This is a genomic window from Shewanella sp. FDAARGOS_354, from assembly GCF_002209245.2.
Taxonomy (GTDB): domain Bacteria; phylum Pseudomonadota; class Gammaproteobacteria; order Enterobacterales; family Shewanellaceae; genus Shewanella; species Shewanella xiamenensis.
The window spans coordinates 4,013,366-4,035,288 of the sequence record NZ_CP022089.2; the positions used below are offsets into that span (position 1 = coordinate 4,013,366).

General features: G+C 50.3%; 22 protein-coding genes and 2 pseudogenes. 1 reads left to right on the forward strand and 23 read right to left on the reverse strand.

Annotated elements, in window-relative coordinates; all coding sequences use genetic code 11:
• Window positions 1–228 precede the first annotated feature (228 nt).
• The 16 genes and pseudogenes from CEQ32_RS18070 to CEQ32_RS18145 form a co-directional block, all read right to left on the reverse strand.
• Window positions 229–528, reverse strand: a complete 300-nt coding sequence (locus CEQ32_RS18070; RefSeq protein WP_088586540.1) for a type II toxin-antitoxin system RelE/ParE family toxin — start codon at window positions 526–528, stop codon at window positions 229–231.
• Window positions 529–536: 8 nt separating this feature from the next.
• Window positions 537–779 carry a type II toxin-antitoxin system Phd/YefM family antitoxin gene (locus CEQ32_RS18075; protein WP_011621139.1) on the reverse strand — a complete coding sequence of 81 codons (243 nt, stop codon included), beginning with the start codon at window positions 777–779 and terminating at the stop codon, window positions 537–539.
• Window positions 780–973: 194 nt separating this feature from the next.
• Complete coding sequence (locus CEQ32_RS18080) at window positions 974–1,717, reverse strand: hypothetical protein (protein WP_088586541.1); 744 nt, start codon at window positions 1,715–1,717, stop codon at window positions 974–976.
• 10 nt (window positions 1,718–1,727) lie between these two features.
• Complete coding sequence (locus CEQ32_RS18085) at window positions 1,728–2,990, reverse strand: beta-ketoacyl-ACP synthase (RefSeq protein WP_055647370.1); 1,263 nt, start codon at window positions 2,988–2,990, stop codon at window positions 1,728–1,730.
• Entirely contained in the window at window positions 2,991–3,716 is a 726-nt protein-coding gene (locus CEQ32_RS18090) for a 3-ketoacyl-ACP reductase FabG2 (RefSeq protein ID WP_055647371.1), read from the reverse strand.
• 100 nt (window positions 3,717–3,816) lie between these two features.
• The gene (locus tag CEQ32_RS18095) at window positions 3,817–4,359 is read right to left on the reverse strand and encodes a hotdog family protein (protein WP_055647372.1); all 543 of its coding nucleotides are present in this window, start codon (window positions 4,357–4,359) and stop codon (window positions 3,817–3,819) included.
• Window positions 4,360–4,364: 5 nt separating this feature from the next.
• Window positions 4,365–5,582, reverse strand: a complete 1,218-nt coding sequence (locus CEQ32_RS18100; RefSeq protein ID WP_055647373.1) for a beta-ketoacyl-[acyl-carrier-protein] synthase family protein — start codon at window positions 5,580–5,582, stop codon at window positions 4,365–4,367.
• A gap of 103 nt (window positions 5,583–5,685) precedes the next feature.
• Window positions 5,686–6,447, reverse strand: coding sequence for a DUF3261 domain-containing protein (locus CEQ32_RS18105; RefSeq protein WP_088586542.1), 762 nt, complete (start codon window positions 6,445–6,447; stop codon window positions 5,686–5,688).
• A gap of 4 nt (window positions 6,448–6,451) precedes the next feature.
• The gene (locus tag CEQ32_RS18110; protein WP_088586543.1) at window positions 6,452–7,777 is read right to left on the reverse strand and encodes an NAD(P)/FAD-dependent oxidoreductase; all 1,326 of its coding nucleotides are present in this window, start codon (window positions 7,775–7,777) and stop codon (window positions 6,452–6,454) included.
• Window positions 7,778–10,282, reverse strand: coding sequence for an MMPL family transporter (locus CEQ32_RS18115; RefSeq protein WP_088586544.1), 2,505 nt, complete (start codon window positions 10,280–10,282; stop codon window positions 7,778–7,780). It abuts the gene before it with no gap.
• Window positions 10,282–11,103 carry an outer membrane lipoprotein carrier protein LolA gene (locus CEQ32_RS18120; protein ID WP_088586545.1) on the reverse strand — a complete coding sequence of 274 codons (822 nt, stop codon included), beginning with the start codon at window positions 11,101–11,103 and terminating at the stop codon, window positions 10,282–10,284. Before CEQ32_RS18120 ends, CEQ32_RS18115 begins: the two co-directional genes overlap by 1 nt.
• A complete protein-coding gene (locus CEQ32_RS18125; protein ID WP_088586546.1) occupies window positions 11,100–11,534 on the reverse strand; it encodes an acyl-CoA thioesterase in 435 nt (144 codons plus the stop codon). The genes CEQ32_RS18120 and CEQ32_RS18125 overlap by 4 nt, the downstream gene beginning before the upstream one ends.
• Window positions 11,531–13,096, reverse strand: coding sequence for an HAL/PAL/TAL family ammonia-lyase (locus tag CEQ32_RS18130; protein WP_088586547.1), 1,566 nt, complete (start codon window positions 13,094–13,096; stop codon window positions 11,531–11,533). The genes CEQ32_RS18125 and CEQ32_RS18130 overlap by 4 nt, the downstream gene beginning before the upstream one ends.
• Complete coding sequence (locus CEQ32_RS18135; protein ID WP_181159777.1) at window positions 13,093–14,901, reverse strand: glycosyltransferase family 2 protein; 1,809 nt, start codon at window positions 14,899–14,901, stop codon at window positions 13,093–13,095. The genes CEQ32_RS18130 and CEQ32_RS18135 overlap by 4 nt, the downstream gene beginning before the upstream one ends.
• Window positions 14,902–14,921: 20 nt before the next feature.
• Window positions 14,922–15,296 (reverse strand): thioester dehydrase, encoded by a 375-nt coding sequence (locus CEQ32_RS18140; protein ID WP_088586548.1) that lies wholly within the window; start codon window positions 15,294–15,296, stop codon window positions 14,922–14,924.
• Window positions 15,289–15,471: pseudogene (locus CEQ32_RS18145) on the reverse strand (aconitate hydratase); the annotation flags it as partial. The pseudogene CEQ32_RS18145 and the gene CEQ32_RS18140, both read right to left, overlap by 8 nt.
• Window positions 15,472–15,576: 105 nt before the next feature.
• On the opposite strand from CEQ32_RS18145, the gene CEQ32_RS18150 reads away from it, so the two are divergent.
• A complete protein-coding gene (locus CEQ32_RS18150; RefSeq protein ID WP_001206290.1) occupies window positions 15,577–16,785 on the forward strand; it encodes an IS4-like element IS10A family transposase in 1,209 nt (402 codons plus the stop codon).
• 14 nt (window positions 16,786–16,799) lie between these two features.
• Here the strand turns inward: CEQ32_RS18150 and CEQ32_RS18155 are convergent.
• The 7 genes and pseudogenes from CEQ32_RS18155 to CEQ32_RS18185 all read right to left on the reverse strand — a co-directional run.
• Window positions 16,800–17,990, reverse strand: a pseudogene (locus CEQ32_RS18155) (AMP-binding protein); the annotation flags it as partial.
• Window positions 17,987–18,535 (reverse strand): hypothetical protein, encoded by a 549-nt coding sequence (locus CEQ32_RS18160; protein ID WP_088586549.1) that lies wholly within the window; start codon window positions 18,533–18,535, stop codon window positions 17,987–17,989. The gene CEQ32_RS18160 and the pseudogene CEQ32_RS18155, both read right to left, overlap by 4 nt.
• A complete protein-coding gene (locus tag CEQ32_RS18165; protein WP_011074023.1) occupies window positions 18,535–18,783 on the reverse strand; it encodes an acyl carrier protein in 249 nt (82 codons plus the stop codon). The genes CEQ32_RS18160 and CEQ32_RS18165 overlap by 1 nt, the downstream gene beginning before the upstream one ends.
• A gap of 9 nt (window positions 18,784–18,792) precedes the next feature.
• Window positions 18,793–19,047 carry a phosphopantetheine-binding protein gene (locus CEQ32_RS18170; RefSeq protein ID WP_011074022.1) on the reverse strand — a complete coding sequence of 85 codons (255 nt, stop codon included), beginning with the start codon at window positions 19,045–19,047 and terminating at the stop codon, window positions 18,793–18,795.
• Entirely contained in the window at window positions 19,025–19,882 is an 858-nt protein-coding gene (locus CEQ32_RS18175) for a lysophospholipid acyltransferase family protein (protein WP_037427684.1), read from the reverse strand. The genes CEQ32_RS18170 and CEQ32_RS18175 overlap by 23 nt, the downstream gene beginning before the upstream one ends.
• Window positions 19,875–20,615, reverse strand: a complete 741-nt coding sequence (locus tag CEQ32_RS18180; protein ID WP_088586550.1) for a beta-ketoacyl synthase chain length factor — start codon at window positions 20,613–20,615, stop codon at window positions 19,875–19,877. The genes CEQ32_RS18175 and CEQ32_RS18180 overlap by 8 nt, the downstream gene beginning before the upstream one ends.
• A gap of 366 nt (window positions 20,616–20,981) precedes the next feature.
• A complete protein-coding gene (locus CEQ32_RS18185; RefSeq protein WP_088586551.1) occupies window positions 20,982–21,875 on the reverse strand; it encodes a DUF3014 domain-containing protein in 894 nt (297 codons plus the stop codon).
• Window positions 21,876–21,923: the final 48 nt, after the last annotated feature.

Consider the following 21,923-nt stretch of genomic DNA (forward strand, 5'->3'; position numbering starts at 1 on the left):
TGGCATTCATGCCATCGTGGCATTTGTGAATCCTTTCACATCAGATGTGGCGACCCTGTATCTAAGGATGGACTTGAACAACATCCGTGTCTAACGGCCAGTTCGCCGTCCATGGCTCTCGTTCATAAGCTTAGAAAACCTAGGTTTCTATTCAGCGTGTCGTCGAGCCAGTACAGTAGTTGGCCTCACGCCTACTGCAAATACTTCAGATCTATGAAAGAGGTGGGGCTATTTCAGATGATGTTGGGGTAGTTGTGGTTGACCTAACAGGGCAACGATAAGGATAAAGTCGTCTTCTTTGGTGAAGTAGGCTGTGTGTTTACCGATAGGAAAGTAGAAACCGTTGGGGTAAATATCGTTGCAGCTTCTGCCTAATCCGGGGTGATTGGCTAACATTTGCAAGCCGGATATTAGGCTTTGTTTGTATTTGTGCCACTGCGACTCAGAAAAGTGTTGAAGGGTGTAGTCTTTAATCTTTAGTAGGTGAGCCTGAGCTAACCTACTCAGTTTATAGCGTTTATTATTCATGTGAGTAGCTACAGGGCGTTAAGAAAATCTTCGCCATCTACCACATTGCCCTTCGCTAAATCTTCTTTGGCTGCGTTGAAACAGTGCTTCAGATAGTCGGCTTTCATCGCCTCAAGCTGTTCGTAATCGTGGATAGACATAACCACAACCGCATCTTTACTGTTTTTGCTGATCTTGATGGGTTCACGTTGAGCGTTTAGCAGCAACTCACCGAAATTTCGTTTGGCGTCATTGGCGGTTAATGTTTGCATGAGTTAAGCCCCGTTTTGGAAATACAGTGGCAGTATAGTTTATTGAGCGAAATGGTCAAAATGATTAAATCGTGCGATTTGTGCTAATGATGGGTTATCTTGATTCGCTTGATGAGGACTTGCCTACAAATGAGATCAACAAGCCGAGATGATTATCGGCTTGTTGTTAACGCTTTTGCTAGCTCAAAAGCGATTTAGTAGTACTTCTTCAAATAGCTCTCGGCGTAGCTTTTCAGCTTTTTGTTTGGGTTGTTGTTGGCAATATTTTCAATCACTTCGCGGTATTGGGTATTACCCGATGCCGCAAGCGCTTTCGCCATATTGGCGTAGGTGTCGATGGCTAACTTGTCGTTACTCATCAAACGTGGATTTTTCAGCTCAACGCTCAGGCGTTCTAATAGAAAATCATCGTAGTTTTGATCGTCCATCATGCGTTTGGCTGCGAGGCGCATCAGCTCTAAATCATTGCTTTTAAAGGCGTTGGCATAGGCATTATTTTTAGTACTTTGCTCGGCCACATATTGGCTTTTATCGCCTAAAATAGCATTCCATTTTTTATACTGGTCAAGATTTTCAAGGGCTTGGGTAGCGTACTTCTTCAGCTTCTTATGGTAGTCGCCATTGATAATATTGTTGATGGTGCCGCTGTATTTATCGTTCCCTGAATAAGCTAAACCTTTGACTAACCATGCACTGTAGTCGATAGCATTTTTCTCGGTGGCTTGTGGCAGCGATGCGATAAGTTTGGCCTCTAACACATCGTAAATGGCGGGATCGGATAATCCGGCAAACGTCAGGGCTTCGATGGCTTGTTTTTGCTTAAATTGGTTGTCGCCTTTAAAAATTTCTTGATAGGTTTCAACCGTATAATCCTGCGCCCACACCGGCGAGGCCAGTAAACTGATACCGAGTAAAATGCTTGCAACTAATGGTTTCATTGATATGTCCTTATGTCGTTTTCCAGCGTTTAAAAATCAGTGAGGTGTTGATACCGCCAAAGGCGAAGTTATTGCTCATCACATAGTCGGTGTCGAGCGCACGTGGCTCGCCACGAATGTAATCGAGTGCGGCACATTCTGGGTCGATATTGTCGAGATTGAGTGTGGGGGCAAACCAGCCCGCATTCATCATCTCAATGCTGACCCAAGCCTCTAGCGCACCGCAGGCGCCTAAGGTATGGCCGGTGTAGCTTTTAAGGGATGAAATCGGCATATCCGCACCGAATACCGCGTGGGTCGCATGGCTTTCGGCAATATCACCGCGGTCGGTGGCGGTGCCGTGGGCATTGACATAACCAATGGCGTCGGGCGTGAGCGCCGCATCCTTAAGGGCTAAACGAATGGCGATTTCCATGGTATCGCTATTGGGCTGAGTCACATGCTGGCCATCGGAGTTAGTGCCAAAGCCGACGATCTCGGCGTAAATCTTCGCGCCGCGCGCTTTGGCGTGTTCTAACTCTTCAAGTACTAGCGTACAAGCGCCTTCGCCAATCACTAAGCCATCCCGCTGGGCATCAAAAGGGCGTGGCGATAATTCTGGCGTGGTGTTTTTCGTGCTGGTCGCAAACAGCGTATCAAAGACTACGGCCTCCGTGGGGCAGAGTTCTTCGCCACCACCCGCGAGCATTAAGGTTTGCTGACCATATTTAATCGCTTCATAGGCGTAACCTATGCCTTGGCTACCTGAGGTGCAGGCGCTGCTGGTGGTGTGAATGCGCCCTTTAAGGCCAAAGAAAACCCCCACGTTTACCGCTGTGGTGTGGGCCATCATGCGGATATAACTGGTGGCGGTAACGCCTGACATATCGCCAGTTTTCAGCATATCGCCAAAGGCGGTAATGGGATCGGTACTGCCCGTGGAAGATCCATAGGCAATGCCCATCTCTCCCGAAGTGACGATAGGGTCGTCCAAGAGTCCCGCATCGATAAGTGCAAGTTCGCTGGCACGAGTCGCCATAATCGAGACTCGTCCCATGGAGCGGATTTTTTTACGCGAATAATGGCTTGGCACTTCAAAGTCGGTCACGGGGGCGGCAAGGCGAGTGTTTAGCCCGTCATATTTGTCCCATTCCGCCATCGTCACTACACAGTTTTTTTGTGCCTTAAGGCGGTTTGAGATACTCGGCCAGTCGTGACCTAAGGCGGTAATGCCACCAATGCCGGTGACAACAACTCGTCTACCCAAGCGGGGCGGGTTTGTCGGCTCAGTCATTTAGATCATGCCTCCATTCACCGAAATCACTTGGCGCGTGATATAAGCAGCATCGTCCGACATTAAAAAGGCTGCTAAGGCGGCGATTTCATTGGGTTTGCCCATGCGGCGCATCGGCACTAACTGCTCGACCATATCCTTAGGAATATCCGCCACCATATCGGTTTCGATTAAACCTGGGGCGATACAGTTTACGGTGATCTTACGTTTGGCCAGCTCTAAGGACAGCGCCTTAGTCGCGCCAATCAATCCGGCCTTAGAAGCGCTGTAATTGACCTGACCACGGTTACCCGCGATACCGGAAACGGAAGCCAAGGTGATAATTCGTCCGCCCTTGCGCGCTTGTACCATAGGCATAACGCAGGGGTGAATGACATTGTAAAAACCATCGAGATTAGTGTGGATTACGCTATCCCATTCAGCTTCACTCATTGCCGGAAAAGCATTGTCACGGTTGATGCCCGCATTGAGTATCACGCCATAATAAGCGCCATTTGCCTCGATATCGGCCTCAAGGGCGGCTTTGACGGCAACGCGGTCGGCAACATCAAACTTTAGTAGGCTGACGTTAACCCCAAGGGCGCGAAGCTCTGCGGCGCTGGTATCGGCTGCGGCCTGATTGCTGTGATAATGCAGCGCGATATCATAACCTGCCGCAGCCAGTTTAAGGGCGATTGCTTTGCCAATACCGCGGCTCGAACCTGTGACTAATACTCTGTTATTCATCTTTATTTCTCCACCCTTGATGCTCGATGAGTTGTTTGTGCATCAAAGGGCTAAATCCTTTTGTGATAAGACTTGTTGCTGCCAAGCATGACTCTTGGCATTAAGCCTGCTGGCTTGAGGCGATATACGCTTGGGTGTCCTGGGGTTGGAACACATTCACATTGGCCTCGGCCACTAACAGTGGTGTTTGCTGCGCTCCCGCTTCGGGCAATAGATAAATCTGGCAATCAAATACCGCCAGTCCCGACTCTTCCTGATAGAGGCGTTTAACCTGAGTGCGGTAGCAGCGATTGAGTTCGTATTGCGCCGTGTGTAAGGCTAATTTACGCGATCCCAATAAAAATCCCACGCGGATTTTATCGTGACGCAGTTTAGCCTCAACGCCCGCTAAAGCGGCAATGCTCTGCGCCATATATTCGATACCCACATAATTGGGGACGGCCTGACGTTGCTCGTCAAAATAAGCGCTCTGCGGAGTGATCAGCACTTCGGTTTCGAGCGCATCCTGCTGATGGCTAATAATCTTATCAATCAAGATCATTGGCGCACGATGCGGAATAAAATCGGCAATATTCTGCTCGGCTAAGTGTTGCAGCCAAATCGGCTCGGCGGCTGACATTGCGGTATTGATAGAACTGGACATCAATCTTAAGCCCCTTTACGGCAAAAAATCAGGCTGGCATTGCTGCCGCCAAAGGCGAAGGAGTTGCTCATCACATAGTTAAGCTTGCCATGCTCGGCGCATTGCATGGCCGCGACTAGCGCAATGCTAGGGTCCTGCGGATCTTGCTGCCCATCAAACCTATGGGGCGGCAGGGCAAAGCTGTGATTATGCGGTGACAGCAACAGGTAACAAAATGCGGCTTCAATCGCGCCCGCAGCGCCTAAGGTATGGCCGACCAGCGGTTTGGTTGAGCTTGCAGGGGGCGGCGTGTCGCCAAATACCGAGAGTACGGCGCGGCTTTCCATTGCATCATTTTTAGGCGTTGCTGTGCCATGTAAGTTTATATAATCAATATCTTGCGCAGATATTTGTGCATCATCAAGCGCGGCCTGCATGGCGGCAATCGCCCCTGCGCCTTCAGGATGCGGTGCTGACATATGGTGCGCATCGCTCGACTCGCCGATACCTGCGAGCAATACGCAGGCTTCATTTGCTGTGTTGTCTGTCGCTAAGGTCAGGGTAAATAGCGCGGCGCCTTCACCGATATTGATGCCATCACGATTGGCGCTGAAGGGATTGCAATGTCCTTTGGAAACCGACTCTAAGGCGTGAAACCCGTTAACTGTGAGTTGGCACAGGCTGTCGATACCGCCGACAATCACCATATCGCACAGCTTGGCCTCAAGTAGGCGTTTGGCGCTGGCAAACACTTTAGCGCTAGAGGAGCAGGCGGTCGAAATGGTGTAGCAGGGACCTTGGAGCGCAAATAACTGGCGTAAAAAATCGCTGGTACTGCCTAATTCCTGTTGAAAGTAATGGTAATCGGCGGGGAAGTGGCCGTGTTGATTGCGATAGGCCAAGGCAGCTTCGCCCTTCGAAATCCCCGAGGTGCTGGTGCCTAAGACCACGCCGATGCGGTCGGCGCCATATGTCTGTTTCGCCTGTTCGACCGTGTCGGTAATGTGCTGTGCGGCAGCAAGGAGTAACTGATTATTGCGACAATCGAATTGCGCCAGTGCGGCAGGTATCGTCGGTAATGGCTCAGTGACGGGCGCAACCAGTGTCGACTCCCCAAATAATAGGGTGTCATTGGTTTGCATGGCACTGGTATCGCCTGCAATCAAGCGGGCTAACACCTGCTCGGGCGTTTGCCCTAACGGGGTACACAATCCAATCTGTGTAATGGCGACTCTGTTATTCATTGTTGCTTGCTATACCTATTACCGAATCTGGGTGGTAAATATAAGTGGCTAATATGATTAGTTTTAAAGTTTTATCTTTGATTGGCTGCCTATAACGTGACGCTTAAATGGGTTGTATCTCTAACTCAAACTTTGCCTGCGGCATGGTTAAATTAATATGTGCCTGCCAAAGGGTATCGTCGGTTTGGTGCTGATAACGAATTTGTATCACTTGGGTTTGGTTATCGTTGTAACTGATAAGCGTGTCTTGGCTATAAAACTGGCGGCAGGGGATGGCGTCACATAGCCCTGTCACTAAACTTCCACCTTCTAAATGACTACGAATACTCTGTTCTGGCCAATAGATAAGTTGCATCATCGCCATCAGATATTCGGCTTTAAACTCATTCCCGAGTAGCTGACTCTGCTCACTGCTGAGTGTATTCCCATCGTAAACCAAGGTAAACAACGCTTGCCCTAGCGGAGCGAGCCCAACCAGCGTCATGCGTTCCCCTTCAAGTTCAAGCTGGGTGAGCAGCTCATGGGTGTTATCGCCCACTTTTATGCTCACCTTCTGACTAAAGGACTGGGGCGAAGATACCCTAGTTTTGCTGTCGTTTTGCTGACTTTGACTCTGGTTAGAAGAGTCTGTGCCAGCTGGGGTTGCGGCTGGCTGATTGCTGCTTGGTTTAGCGGGCGGTTTAGCCGTTGCAGGGCCAAAATGCTGTGGCAGTGGCGCTAAGCAATAACGCATATCTTTTGTGAATCCGACGCAGGTTTGCCGATAGAGCAGCTCACTGCAGCCCATCAAGCCGAGGCTTGAGAGCATTAGGGTTACTGTCACTATCGCTTTTGTGCGACCTTTGGCGTTAGGGCTTAGGCGCATCGAATTACACCTCGGCTAATTCGTTGATTGTGAGTTCGCTGATTGCGGGTTTGCCTGTTATGAGTTCAGCATCCTGCCGACATAGCTCGACCACCATGTTTAGACGTCGCTCGGATTCTTTAACAAAGGGATTTTGCACATCCCAAGCATAGCCCGCCAAAATCGAGCAAATCATTTGCTTGATTTTAGGATTCGGATCTTCATAAAAAATCACATCTTGGAAGCGGCCATCGTACCAAGCTTGCACGTAGGTGCGGAAGGAGTTCACCCCTTGCATTAACGGCGCTGAGTACTCGGTAGGCCAATCCACTGTGTCACCATTAAGTTGTTTGGTCACGCATTTTGCTGCCATAGATGCCGACTGCATGGCGATAGTTACGCCTGATGAAAACACCGGGTCGAGGAACTCGCCGGCATTGCCCAGCAACGCAAACTTATCGGTGGCGAGGCGCGACACGTTGGCGGAATAGCCCTTGAGTGTCGCACAGGGCTGGGCGACTTTGGCATTGGCAAGCAGTGCGTTAAGGCCGGGCTCTTCCTTGACTATGGTCATTAACTGCTGCTCTAAATCGCCTTTGAGGCGCGCGAGCAATTGCGGCTCTGCCACGACGCCGAGCGAGCAACGGCCATTGCTGAAGGGAATTAACCAGTACCAAATATCCTGATGCTGCGGGTGCACGCTAATTAAAATCTTATTCCGGTCGAAGTTGGGATCGCTGATGTTATCTTCCACATGGGTGAAGATGGCGCTGCGGGTCGGCAGTGAGGACGGCGTTTCGAGGTCGAGCAGTCGTGGTAATACGCGGCCAAAACCGCTGGCATCGAGCACATATTTGGCCTCGACTTGATAAAGTTCACCCTGCTCGTTACGCACAGTTAAACGAGGTGCGGCAGTTAAATCTATCGCCTCAACGGTTTCACCGTAACGGATCTCCACCCCAAAGCTTGCCGCAGTATCGGCGAGTAATTTATCGAAGTTTCCCCGTTGCACTTGGAAGGTTGTCCCCGGCCCTGGGGTAAATTTGTCGGTAAAGTCGAAGGTGGTATACACCCCGTTACGGCGGAAGGCCGCGCCATTTTTATATTGGAATCCCGCGGCATTCAGCGCCTCTAACATGCCCGCTTCTTCAATAAATTGCATACAGCAGGGCAGCAAGCTCTCACCGATCGAAAAGCGCGGAAAGTGTTGTCTTTCAAGCACGACGACACGTTTACCTTGCTTATGTAACAAGCTGGCGGCAATCGAGCCGGATGGGCCCGCACCAATAATGGCGACATCGACGCAAAGGGTGTGAGACTGTGTGGCGCTAGCCGCAGTAGAGGTAGACATTTAAATAACATTCCTTGTAGGTATCGAGACCTTGTTGGTGGTTAAAACCTGACTTGTGGTCAAAATCAATGGCGAAAGTACAAAGGTAAAGCCTATGCCGAGGGATAGGGTTAATCCAAAGTAATGAATGGCTTGGGTTTGGCTAAAGGCGAGTAAGCCAAAGGCCAATAGAGTCGAGCAGGCAGACATAAACACCGCCATCATCACCGCCTTGCCATGTTGCTCTGCGGAGGCAAAAAACAAGCTGTAATCTATCCCAATCCCGAAGACTAAAATCAGCGCCAGCGCATGGAATAAGCTTAAGGGGGAGCCGACTAAGCCTAAAATGGCTAAGGTAAGTACCGCGGCCAATGCCGGCACGGCGACAACCACAGTGGCCTTTTTGAGTCCAAAACTTAGGCTAAATAGCAAGAGTGCGATAACCAGTGCTAGCCCCAATAATTTAAGGGTGAGCAGGCGATAATGCCCCATCACGGTGGAGATATCCGCGACTTTATCGATAAGTTGCACTTGCGGATCTTTGGCAAAGCGCGCTTTGAGAGCCGCAATATCTTCAATACCACCGAGCAACACTATGGCGCCATGGCTGTCGCTTCCTCGCTGTGTATTATCTGGATTGGCCGTTGGCTCCGTTGAGTGTTCAAGCGGCGCTAATCCCAGTGGTGCAAGCCAAAGTGTCGCTAGCTGTTTACCAAAGCCCAGTTCGAAAAAATCCGCCGGGGTGATATAGCTATCCTTGGCGCCAAGATAGGCGGCAGAAAGGCTTGGCGCTAGGCTGTCATCTAGCCCTATGCTACTGAGCACTGCGGAGAGTTGCGATTGATAAATCTCGCCCTGTAATTGATACGCCGCATCTTGCTTTTGCTTGCTCGGTAGGTAACGGCTGAGGCTGACATAATTGCCCAGCTCTTGCTGTTTTATGGCTGTATCGAGTTGTGGGCCTAGGGCTTCGAGCCGTTGCAATAAGGTTTCTTCACTCGATGCGCGCACCAATAAAAACTGGTTATCGGTACCGCCACTGAGGAGTTTTCTGAGCTTATCTTCAGGCTCTGTCACGCTCGCAGGGCTTTGTTGTAAATGGCGAATATCATCATCCACCTTAAGTTGGCTGATACCCAGCAGACAAACGCCTACGAGCAGTAAGGTGAATAGACTCAATCCCCATGGCGACACCAGTTTGTTTGAGAATCCGGTGAGTTTCGCAAGATAAGCTTGTGCAAGATTCAGCGGACGCTCTCCCGAAGGTAACTTGCTGCCCGCTAAGAGTGGGTAAGCCAGCACTAACGTCAGGTAGGCGCCGAGTAAGCCAGAGGCGCAGAAAATCGCCACCTGCTGCATGCCGGGAAACGGCGCGAGGCCAATGCCGACATAGGCCAAGGCGCTGGTGATAAAGGCGAGAGACACAGTGGGGAAGATATAGGCCACGGTCGCCTGCGCGCTACGCTGATGATTGCTTAACCGCTCGCAGTAAAAGTGGAAACTGTAGTCGATGGCTATCCCAATTAGGCTGGTGCCAAAGACGAGGGTGAGCAAATGCAGCTCCCCGAACACGCTTAGGGTAAAGGTCACCGCCAGCAGTAAGCCACTGGATATTGTCATTATCGCCAGCAATAGCGGCATCACGGAGCGAAACGCCAGCCAGACTAATAACACCACCCCAAGCAGAGAGGCGAGGCCAAGGATAGAGATTTCGCTCTTAGCGGTATTAGTTGCCTCTAAAGCATGAAACAGTGCGCCCGCCTGTAATACTTGTATGCTGGCATATTGCCCAGTCACTGTGGTAAGTGCTTGTGTTAACGCTGCTTGCTGAATGAGTTGGGCATTAGGATTAAAGGCGCTGTCTTTACCCTTTGCCATCACAATAGCGGCCACGCCTTCACTGTTATCAACACCTTGGTTGGGGTGAGCAAGTAAAATCCCTTGCTTGGCGCTCAGTTTCGAGCTGGGTGCGAGGGCGAGCAAATTGGCGGGAAATAACAGCAAAGGATCTTGAGTGAGCAGTTGGCTATTGGCGTAACTAAAGGCGTTGTAGAGCTGTTGTGTGGCCGAGGCAACTAAGCTATCGAGGCCATTATGGGTTAACGCATCGGCTTGCTCTGAGGTTAATAGCTTAAATCGATGGGGAAAATAATATTGGCCTAGGGCTTCACCCATTTGCATGTCGGCACTGCGAATATCGGTAAAGGCGGTATTTTGAGTCTTAAGCTGCTCCATCAGGAGCGTCGCCGCCGCAATTGCTTGCGTTTCATCCTTGGCAATCAGGGCAAGATACACTTGATCGGCGAGTGTTGACTCCACTTGCTCGAGGGCGCGGGCTGTGAGCGCATCCTGCTGCAGATGTGGCAACATGGCGAGAATATCGCTTTGAACCTTTGCCCCATTTTGCCACAGTTGCAGCGTCCATAGGCTCGCCGCCAGCATCAGACACAGCCAAATCGCAAGGCGTAATTTGCTTGAGGTGTGCATCAGCCTGTGACCTATGCGCGTGGCAATCTTGGTCGCCATTATTTTGCCTTGCTCTCTTGAGGGTCAGTCTCCCGTGGAGAAACTTTTTGAGTTAGCGCGATAGAGAACTGGGCTAATTCGGCGTCGCTCAGTTTACCTTGGCGCAGCTCGCGAAAATCGATACGGGTGATATCCTGCGGACTCACGCTGGGTGCGGCGCTGAGCAACACTAAGGCATGAAGAGTATCGCTGCCTTCGAGCACCATGTTAGCGATGGCTTTTTTCATCAGTGGATCTTTAGGGGTTAATCCGAGCTGCCAGTTTTCCTTAGCTAATTCGTTCGTTAAGGTTTTTTGAGCTAAGACGTGCAGTTCAAAATGATTGCTTAATCCTGAAATATCACCGCCCAGCATGGCACTCACCAGACTTGGTAATAAATCCCCCATGGCTGCTGCATTTGCCGAAGCATCGGCGCTGCTGACTTGCACTCGTCCTTGGCTATCTCGCTGAATAAGTTGCTTATCTTTTAAAATGAGCAAGGACTCAAAGGGCGTAAGCTGCTGCCAAATCAGCCCTTGGTCTTTGTCGAATACAAACTGACCTTGGCTAATGAGGGGCTTTTTTAACACTTTAAGTTGGCGGGATTGCACAAAGTGGCCGCGTACTGTCTCGCCAAGGTTAAGCTTTTGGCTGAGGGCGAGTAATGCGGCGTTATCGGCTCCTTGGTTAAATAGGGGCTGATATTGGCTCGCTTCTGTAAGGTTAGGAGTAGCAAGGTCTTGCGCCTGCACAGAGCCAAGCAGCATCCAGCTTAACAGTGCGCCTTGGCAGAACCATTGCACCCACTTAGCTCGCGACCAGGTTTTGAGGAGGACATTCATTCGCTATCCGCCTTTACAAGCAGCGGGGCGATTTTGCTGCGAAATATCTCTGGTGTCACAAAGCACATTTCTTGGCTCGTCATATCCACCGCAGCCTGAATGGTATAACCCTTGGTAATGCGCTCACCCGTTGCTGTATCACGGATTTGATAATTGATTTTTAGGCGATTTTCCCACTCGACCAACTCGGCGTGCACGGTAATGTGTTGCTCGAAGGTGCTGGCCTTAACGTATTTGATCTGCACATCAATAATCGGCCAAGCGTAGTTCGAGGCCTGCATTTGGCGATAGTTGTAGCCTAATTCGTCGAGCAATTTGCAACGGGCAATTTCGAAATAACGCAGGTAATTACCATGCCAAGTGATCCCCATCGAATCCACATCGTGGAAGGGGACCTGCATGTCCATTTCTATGCAGAGCAAGGCTTTCATCGGCACACTTCCCATTCGCCCGCTTGGATTTTTGCAACGGTTTGGCGCAGCACGGCTTCCAGTGGTCGGTCTTCGACTAATGGCTCAAAGTCAGCGCGCACTTGGGCGAGCGTGGTCGCAAGCGATGGCGTCAGTGAGGCTTCGTCTAACTCGTTTTGGTTGATACGCAGACCAATGCCTTGGGTCATGGCGAGCAGGGCTGCGGCGGCGACTTGTTCTGTCAGCTGTAATACGCGCATACAGTCACGGGCGGCGATAGTGCCCATGCTGACTTTATCTTGGTTATGGCATTCGGTTGAGCGTGAGAAAACGCTCGCGGGCATAGTGTGTTTCAGTGCTTCCGCCGTCCAAGCGGAAACGCCGATTTGCACCGCCTTAAAGCCATGGTTGATGGCGCGACGTGCACCAGTCGAACCCGAAAGGTTAGCGGGTAAACCGTTGTTAAATTTAGGGTCCATCACTAATGCCATTTGGCGATCGATCAGATCGGCGATATTGGCCACAGTATTTTTTAAGGAGTCCATCGCAAAGGCGATATGCCCGCCGTAAAAATGGCCGCCATGGAGAATATGCTCGCCTTCAGCATCGACAATCGGGTTGTCGTTGGCGCTGTTGACTTCGGTCTCGATAAATTGGCGCATAAAGGGCAGCGCATCCTGCAACACGCCAATAATGTGCGGCGCGCAGCGGATGGAATATCTGTCCTGCAATCTGTCGGAATTGCGCGGGTGAACATGGTGGTTCAAATCTTCCCGTATCCAAGTGGCGATTTGGTTTTGCCCTGGATGGGGTTTGGCAGCAAACAAAATATCGTCGAAATGGTTCGAGTTGCCTTTGAGGGTTAACGACGCCATGGCGGTAATGCGGCTGGCTAAACGCGCTAAATATTGTGCGCGATCAAAGGCCAAACAGGCTAACGCTGTCATCACTGCCGTGCCATTCATCAGGGCTAAGCCTTCTTTGGGGCGCAGCACATGGGGCGTGATGTTCAGCTCGCGGTAAACCTCTTGGGTGGCTCTGCGCTCGCCTTGGTAAATCACCTCACGCTCACCAACCAGTACAGCGGCAAGGTAAGACAGTGGCGTTAAATCGCCACTGGCACCGACTGAACCTTCCTCTGGGATCACTGGCACGATATTGAGATTAAGCAAAGTTTCGATGCGCTTTAATAGCTCATATGTCACGCCGGATTTGCCAATGGCGAGGGAGTTTAAACGGCAAGCCATCACGGCGCGCGCCTGCATTACGCTTAAGACTTCGCCAAGGCCACAACCATGAAAACGGGATAAGTGCAGCGGCAGTTCGTGGACTAAATCGAGACTCACGTTGACTGTGCAAGAGTCGCCATAGCCGGTGGTGACGCCATAGACCACGCCTTCTTCGTGCAGCAAACTATCGATAAAGCGGGCGCCTTTTTGGATATATTCCTGATAATCGCCATCATCACAGAGTTTGACCTTGGCGCCCTTTGCCACGGCAACGACTTGCTCTAATGTGAGTAACTGACGGCCAAATTTGATTGGCGACTCAACGGTTGTCGTGTGAGTAACTGCGTGGATCATAAATGCTCTGTCCTGTCTGTAGTGCGCTCCTGCTCCGGGAGTGCTGCTGTCGTTTTGTGGGCGGATGTCGCGCGGTTAACCTTGCTATCGTCCCGCCAAAAATCAAAGAAGTTAAACCATTGCAAGGGCTCACGCCTTGCGTAGTGTTCGAGGCGTTCGCTGTAGCGAGAAACGGCCTGTTGGAGTCGTTCCATTCTGCCCGCTCGTGGGCCTTTAAGTGTCTCGGCGAAGCGTTCTAAATGCACTCGATAACGCCCTTGCTCGCGCAGGCAAAACATCAGATACACAGGGCAATCTAAGAGTCCGGCCAAAATAAATGGCCCCTGTGGGAAGGCGGCTTCTTGGCCCATAAATGGCGCGTACACGACTCGCCCTTGGGCGTGGGATGAGGTTCTATCTCCTGCAATCACCACTAACTCGCCGTCTTCAATTTTTTGTTGTAATAGCATGGATGTGGCGGGATTTAGCTCGGTCACTTGGATCAAATTCAGCGTGCTATCGGGATTTAACTGTTTGAGTACATTATTAAAGTTTTCGGCATGGCTGGTTAACACCATGACATTGACTTTGACCTTACGCTGGTGGATTGAAATCGCGCGGCACAGCTCGAGATTGCCTAAGTGGGACACCAGCAGCACGGCACCTTGGCCGCTTTCTAGCTGATCGGCGAGCACTTGGCGGTCGGGAAAATCCACTTGGCTTAATTGAATGCGATCGCACCAAGCATCGATTCTATCGAGCGCCGCATTACCAAAGGCGATAAAGTGGCTTAAGCTGTCGCGCCAGCCAACGGGCTGATTTAACTGGGGATGCCGTGGCTCGAGGTGCTGTACGCGGCGCAGAAAATCTAATGAGGCTTCGCGGCTGACTTTGCCAGTCAGGAAGAAGTAGCAAATCACGGGATACATAATGGCGCGGCACAGCCAATGGCCACCAAAGCGGTAGCTTTCGACTAACAGTTTGATGCCCCAATAACTGCCGCGCTCCTTCATGGCTGACCAATGGGTCGCAGTATGAGCAGACGACGTCGATTTCGCCGCTTGTTTACGGCGCAGCAACTGCGGCAGACGTTTTAACATGCCAAAAAATAGCCGCGTGTGCAGTTTAGTGATACGCACATTGTCGGCCACACCTTGAAAGTGGCTGACGCCGTTTTCGGGATAAATGACCTTGGTGGGGTGAAACAGAATTTCTACCCCTTGCCAGTAGAGTTTTACTAGGATTTCGATATCGAAATCCATCCGCTCTGTTAGTGCTTGTTGGCTGAAGAGGCGCTCAGTGGCGGCTAATGGATACACCCTAAATCCGCACATAGAATCTTGAATATCAAAGCTTAAGGTTTCGACCCATACCCAAAAGTGGGTGAGGTAACGGCCATAGAGTCGCCCCTTTGGGACGGACTCGTCGTACTCGGGCTTACCCGAGATCAGCGTATCCGGCTTAGCCTGGGCTTTGGCGAGCATCGCGGGGATATCACTTAAATTATGCTGGCCGTCGGCATCGACCTGTAGCGCATGGGTAAAGCCATCGCGATAGGCGCGGCGAAGCCCTGTCATCACTGCCGCACCTTTACCTCGGTTGTAGGGGTGTTGCAGCAAGGTCACCCAATCGTGTTGCTCCGCCAAGGATTGCAGCAGATAGCGGGTCTCATCATTACTGCCATCGTCAATCAAATAGCAGGGCAGATTAAGAGTGGCGAGCTCGTCCAAGGTCTGGGCGATCGCGGCGCTGTGATTGTAATTGGGGATCACCAGTGCCAGCTTGATTGGGATTGGGCCCATTAAATCACTTGGCGGGGCTAACATTATGTCGTTCATACCGTCGCTCACTGCGCCGCTCCATCACCTTGCTTGCTGGCAAAGCTGATACGGCCTGAGGCATAGCGGTGGTCGCCGTCGCTGTAGGCAAAGGTGAGTTTTTCCTTGGCGGCATTGTGACTAATAACTAAGGTCACTTCTTGCCCTGGCAGAATAAGCTGTTGAAACTTTAGTACTTCTAAATTAGCGACCGCAGCGTTGTAACCAAAATGCTCGCAACCTAAGCGCACGGCCCAATCGAGTTGGGTCACGCCGGGGAGTACGGCTTGCTCAGGGAAGTGGCCGTTAAAATATTCGAGATCGGCGGCGACCAGCAGGCGCAATTCGATGCTATCAGGGCCGATCTGCGACGTGAGTATCGGCGGTAAACTCGACTTAATCATGGTCAAATAACTCAACTAGCTGGGCGGCGACACGCTTACCCTGAGTGTTTAACGGTAGGGTGTCGGGGTAACGCCAGCGGCGCGGTAGGGTTACTCGTTCAAACTGGGTCAGCAGATGCGCTTTTAAGGCATTGTTGATACTGAGTTTTCCCTGCTCTTGATGCACGCTACGGCCTGAAGAATCCCCTGATGATTTACAAATAAATCATCAAATTAGAGTGGAAGCGCATCTTGTTGCATGATCAAATGGTTTCGCTAAAAACTACACTTGGACAACAAGATGCGCGAAGCCAATATCCTACAACATTCTTTACACCAATACTGCCCAGAACTTCACCTAAAACGATTAAACAGCTTGATGCTGGCCTCTAAGGCACTGATTGAATGTAAGACACTGACCTTGACTGAGTTAGGTCGAAATTTACCAACCACGGCCCGAACCAAGCACAACATCAAGCGCATTGATCGTTTGCTCGGCAACACGCATCTGCATCAAGAACGGTTAGCTGTCTACCAATGGCATGCCAGCCTCATCTGTTCTGGTAACCCTATGCCGATTGTGCTCGTCGATTGGTCAGACATCCGAGAGCATAAACGCATCATGGCTCTGCGCGCCTCAATAGCCTTCAATGGCCGCTCTATTACCCTGTATGAGAAGTCCTATCCCCTATCAGAACAATGCTCTAAGGCCTCCCACAACGGTTTTTTAGCGGACTTAGCCAAGATTTTACCTTTGCATGTTACCCCTCTCATCGTGACTGACGCGGGGTTCAAAGTGCCTTGGTACAAAGAGGTTGAGGCGCATGGTTGGTTTTGGCTAAGCCGTATTCGCGGTACAGTTCAATTTGCAGATATTGGCGCTGAAAATTGGCGTGCAGTTCGCAGTACACATGACTTGGCCAACGGTCAAGCGAAGAGCCTGGGTTGTAAGACCTTGACCAAAACTAACCCTATCAATTGCCATCTCACGCTTTATCGTAGCAAACCTAAGGGGCGTACAAATCAGCGTTCAACGAGGACTAATTGCCACCATCCATCGGCAAAAACGTACTCAACATCGGCGAAAGAGCCTTGGGTGTTAGCCAGCAATTTACCACCAGAATCTCGGAGCCCAAAGCAGCTGGTAAACCTGTACGCCAAACGTATGCAAATAGAGGAAACCTTTCGTGACCTCAAAAGCCCGGCATACGGCTTTGGCTTACGCCAAAGTCGTACCAACAGTCCAGAGCGATTCGACATCATCCTACTGATAGCGTTGATGGTTCAATGCCTGTTGTGGCTAGTTGGTTTACACGCACAGCAACAGGGCTGGGATAAGCATTTTCAGGCCAATACCATTGGGCATCGAACGGTACTCTCAACGATTCGCTTGGGATTGGAGGTGCTCAGGCGGCCTGATTATCAAATCACGGAGAAAGAATTGCTGGCGGCCTGGGTATTATTCGCCAATCAGTTGCTCAAATATGGCTATGCTATGGCTGATTTATGAGGGGATCCTTCAGCGCTACGGCCCAATGGTGACAGGGTAATGACGGCTCCTAACTGGGATTTAAACTGGGGCAATACGACCAAGGCGGCCTGTTCGACATAGGCGTGGCTACAGAGCAAGGTCTCCATTTGCGCCAGCGACAGGCGTTTTTCTTCAATCTTAACGATGCGATCGAGCCTGCCTTTGAGTCTAAATTGGCCATTGGCTGTCGGTTCTATTTTATCTTCGCAACGTAACCATTGATCGTCGGCCAAGTAGGGTGACTTCAGCAGCAGGGCACCATCGTCAGCGTCTTGGTCTATGGTAATTTGTTCAAACACTTGCCATGGTTCGTCGGCCTCTTGTTGGCGACGATAGGCGATACCGCCGGTTTCGGTGCTGCCGAATATCTCTATGGGTAAATGGCCATAGCACTGGGCAACCCCTTGGGCGGCGGTGAAACTTAAGGGGCCACCGGAGCTGAAGACTAAGCTGGGTGAGCGCAGTTGGCGTTCGTGCTCTAGCGCCTTAGGCAAACGGGATAATTGCGCTGGGCTACTGATGAGGCACAAATTCGGCAACAGTGCGGTGTAGTAGCTTAAGGTCTCTGGGTATTCAATTTGCTCGCTTAAAAAGGGGCGACTGGCGGCTAAGGGCCAGAGGATTTTAAACAGCAAGCCATAGATATGCTGATGGGAAACGGTTGAGACCACACTGCAATGGGGTAAATGTTCGGCGAAGGTATGCTCGAGCACAGTCACTTCGGCATCGAGCTGCCTTAAGCTCTTGCGAATGGCCTTAGGCTCGCCACTGCTGCCCGAGGTAAACAGCACCAGTTCACCAAAGCTGTCGCTCTTGGGCCAAGGTTTGCTGGGCAGGCTCAACTCTTTATTCAAAAGGATAAAGGCATGACTCTCGCACAATGGTTTGTCAGACAATATGCCTTCAAATTGGTGTGTTAATTCGCTCAAGGTGCCGGTTTGGGTGTTGGGCGGCAAAATAATTTCTTTACCCGCCAAGAGTGCGGCACACAGGCCAACGGCAAACAGATCGCTGGTATCACTCGCCAGTAGCCATTTTTGCTCAGGCGCTTGGCGCAGCTGCTCGTAAAAATGGGCCACCTGATTGGTAAACAGGGCACCTGTGACTATGTCATGGTGATTAAAGCTGATCAGTTGTTGGGCGAATGGCCCTTGGGTTAACCAGTTTTTGAGTAGTTGTGTCATGTCTTCTTCAACCAAAAGCTGCGATATAACCATTCCCCACCGAGGAGCAGTCCCATGAGTACGTATGCAATCAAACCGTTGTACAAGGTCCAAGTTGCTAGGCTGGTAAATGCGGCGGTATAGGCCGCCATTGAGCCATTAAGGATAAATAAGCCGCACCAAAGTAGGGTGACTTTTTTAAGGTAGCCTATGGCTTCATCCGGCAAGTCGGGTTCTTTTAACCGCGCGAGCCGCTCTATCATGCTTGGGGCTTGGTATAGCGAGTAGCTAAACAGGGCTAACATGGTGAGATTAATCACCACGGGGTAATACAACAGCCAGTCGCTGCGTTTTGCCACAAAACTGCCAGCAGTGAGGGCAATCCCCACAATCAAAGGCAAGACTAAGGTTTTAACCTTTTGCTTTTGCAGCATTAAACGCACTACTAACAACAGGCAAAGCACTAGGGCGATTGTGCCTGCGGGTAGATAGTTTAGCCCCAAATACACGGCAACTGGGTAGGCGATCAGCGCGAGTGCGGTGAGCACCTGTAGCAGGACGCGCATTAGTCTTTTACTAGGCCTTCAATGGCGTTGACCACATCATTGACGGTACGAACTGATTTAAATTCATCGGGTTGAATTTTTTTGCCTGTCAGTTGTTGCAGCTTAATCACCAGATCGACGGCATCAATACTGTCCAGATCTAACTCTTCGTAAAGATTGGCGTCGGGGGTAATCGCATCGGCATCGATTTCAAACTCATCCACTAAAATCGTGGTCAGCATAGCGAGGATTTGTTCACGGTTTTGCATTTTCCTCTCCTATGGGCGCTGTGATTCGATAAATTTAGCGAGGCTGGCCACACTGTAAAAATGCGCCTTAGTGCTATCCGAGTTGGCTTCGATTTTGACATCAAACTTTTTCTTGATGGCTAAACCTAACTCGAGGGCGTCGATAGAATCGAGTCCGAGTCCGTCACCAAATAGGGGCGCATCGGTTTCAATATCATCAATACTGACATCTTCTAGGTCGAGGCAGTCGATAATTAACTGTTTAATTTCGTTGTGTAAAGTCATAATTATTTTCGAGTTGTTGTTGATAATATTGTTCAAGGTCCCGAGTTAATTGTCGGGCCATTTTCGCATGCTCACCCAAAGGGGCTTGATAGGCTTGGTGAGGAATTGGATTGCCGATTTCGACGGCCATCCCCATGGTCTGCCTTGGGATCTCATACCAAGGCTGTTCCTTTGTCAAACCTCGCACATTAGTGCGCAAAACCACAGGTAAAATATCGGCTTGGGTACGAATGGCAATATTGGCGGCGCCCCGGGCAAATTCATTAATTATTGAGCCAAATACTGTGCGCGTACCTTCAGGGAAGATAATTAAATTAGTGCCTCTGGCGAGCACTTCGCGGCAATCTTCGAGCATCAACTCTGCGCCGCGATTCGGGATATAACCTGCGCAGGAAACCACACCACGTAAAAACGGATTACGCCAAAGGCCTTGTTTAACGATACAACCCGCATTGGGCATGAGGCTGATCAACACCACCACATCGACGAGACTCGGGTGATTGGCGATGACGATCACCCCTTTGGCGCTATGTAACTGCTCGGCATTATGGGTGCTAACGTTGATCACCCCAGCCCACGTCAACATAGCGACAAAGCCTTTAAACATAGTGTGCACGGCTTTTTGCACGCGGATAATCCTCGCCTCAGGTGTGCCGGGCCAAAAACGCAGTAACGGCAATATAGTGAGCGAACTTAACAGTCCACCTAAACCAAAGGCAATATAGCAACTGACGCCACCGAGCCAACGGGGAATATAGTTGATTCCCGTGCGGCGTTTTTCGGGCAGCGTATAAGCGACATTGAACTGTGCCCCCTGTGGAGCGGGATTAGCCATGTTCTACGCTCCAGTGCCAATGGGATAAACAGCCAGCAATGTTTTGTGAGGTCGCTAGAGCATGGATCAACATGCCGTAGGACAGCGCAGGAGTGACTTGTTGCTGTGCTTGAGTCAGTTGGCTTAGCGTGAGCTTTACGGACGAGCGATGACAAGCAGGCGCGAGGGTAAAACCTAAGGCTAAGGGGAGTTCATACTCTTGGGTAAACTCATCGTATACCGGTGGCACAGGATCATCGCCAAAGATCAGTAATAACGGCTCTGCTGATTGATGTAGCTGGGCGAAAGCTTCCACCATGGCTTGGGAAAGGGTTTCAGTGCCTGCGGCAATTGAGGTAGAAGGGGCGGTGTTATTGTGTAAAATGCCCAAAATACCACTGCCGGTGTTATGCACGGATTGACTAAAACCTAAGGGAGAAAGCGGTTGCTTAGCGATAATATCTTCGAGTAAGCCAATTGTGCGATGCAGTTCGCCGTGGCGGGAAGCAAATATCGAACGGCAGTTTGGTGGCGTATCACATTGAAAACTGACATCCAGCATCATTTTTGTTAAACGGCTAAAGCGTCTACGCTGCATGGCTGGCACTTGGGGAAGTGCCGGAGATATGCTGTCAGTGGGTGAAGCCTCTTTGGTCGTTTCAGCCGAGTGCTTGCACCAAGTTTGCCAGTCATCATGCTGCTGATAGTTTGGAGCCCACGCCCCCCAAGAGAGGATGCTGAATCTGAGTTGCACTACTTTGCCTCGACACTATTTAAAGCTGTCTTAGTTATCCCTAACTAAGCGAAAACATTAATGAATTGACTGGCTTATCGCTATTTGCTCGTTGGATGAACGAACACAATTCCCCCATTTATTGAACGGCACATTCTACACTAAGTCCTTAGTTTTAATGAAGTCATTTGCATATGCAAGGTTAATAAAATGCAATGAGATTTTGCTTTGTCACTGTTGGCTAACATAGTTTTCAGAACGGGATAAAGACAGGGAGTGTAGACTAAGTGGCTTAACCTCAGTTGAACAGGCTCTGATATCAATAGTAAACAGACGCTCGAGGCGCCTGTTTATTATTAATAATGCCACTATTGATTGAATATCAATCTATTGTGCGAGTTGGCTTTCCATTTTACGCAGTGCAGTTTTCACTTTACGAGTGTTCTCTGGTCCCATACGAACAAGCAGTTTTTGGGCACTGGGTAAGGCTTCCAAATTGGGATCAACGAAGCGATAGTTGACGCTAATTGAACTCAGCTCAATGGGCTCTTCAATAATTGGCGCTGCGAGCATTACCTTAATTGCTTGTAGCATTCTGTCATTGAATTTGGCGTTGCTATAACCCAGTTCAGCGAAGGCTTCATCAAATAGCGGCGTGAGTTGCTTGTAGGTGTGCATTAAGCTTTGCTCATCCATATTGGCAATGACGGTCGCGTAGGCATCATATCTGTGGTAACTCTCTGGATTTAAATACACTTTGTTAGTGATTTCCGCCACGGTAAAGAGTTTTTCAGGGCCCTTAATTGGGCTGACTTTGCGGGTCAATTCGCCCTGCGCCAAGTTATCCACGAAGACTACAAACTGACGGATCAAATCTTGTCTGACTAAGGATGAACCTACGACATTATTGCTGATAAGTGCCAGTGCTTTTTGATGCACAAAAGCATCACTCTCAGGCAAGTTTGGCACCGTTTCTACGGGCGCTTGAGGCTCAACGGTAGTGGTTGAGTCAGTTTCCGTCGTGGTCGTTTGTGGTGTTACGTTTTCCACTGGAGTGGTTTCAGGCTCCGGGTTTGTTTCCAGAGTAAGCGGTTCTGACGATGGTGGCTCTGGTAGTACTATCGGTGCATTAGGAATGAGTTTGGGTGAGTCATCTTTACTATAGTAGTAATAACCTGCCGCAGAGAGCAGGATGACGAGCACAATCGCAATCAATGCAAAGCGATTGCTGCTAGACGAGGTCTCTTGAGGTGTAATTCTATCATCTTGATTAACTTGCATTTTACATCCTTCGCTTCAGTGTCAAGGTAATGTGGTGAATATCATGCA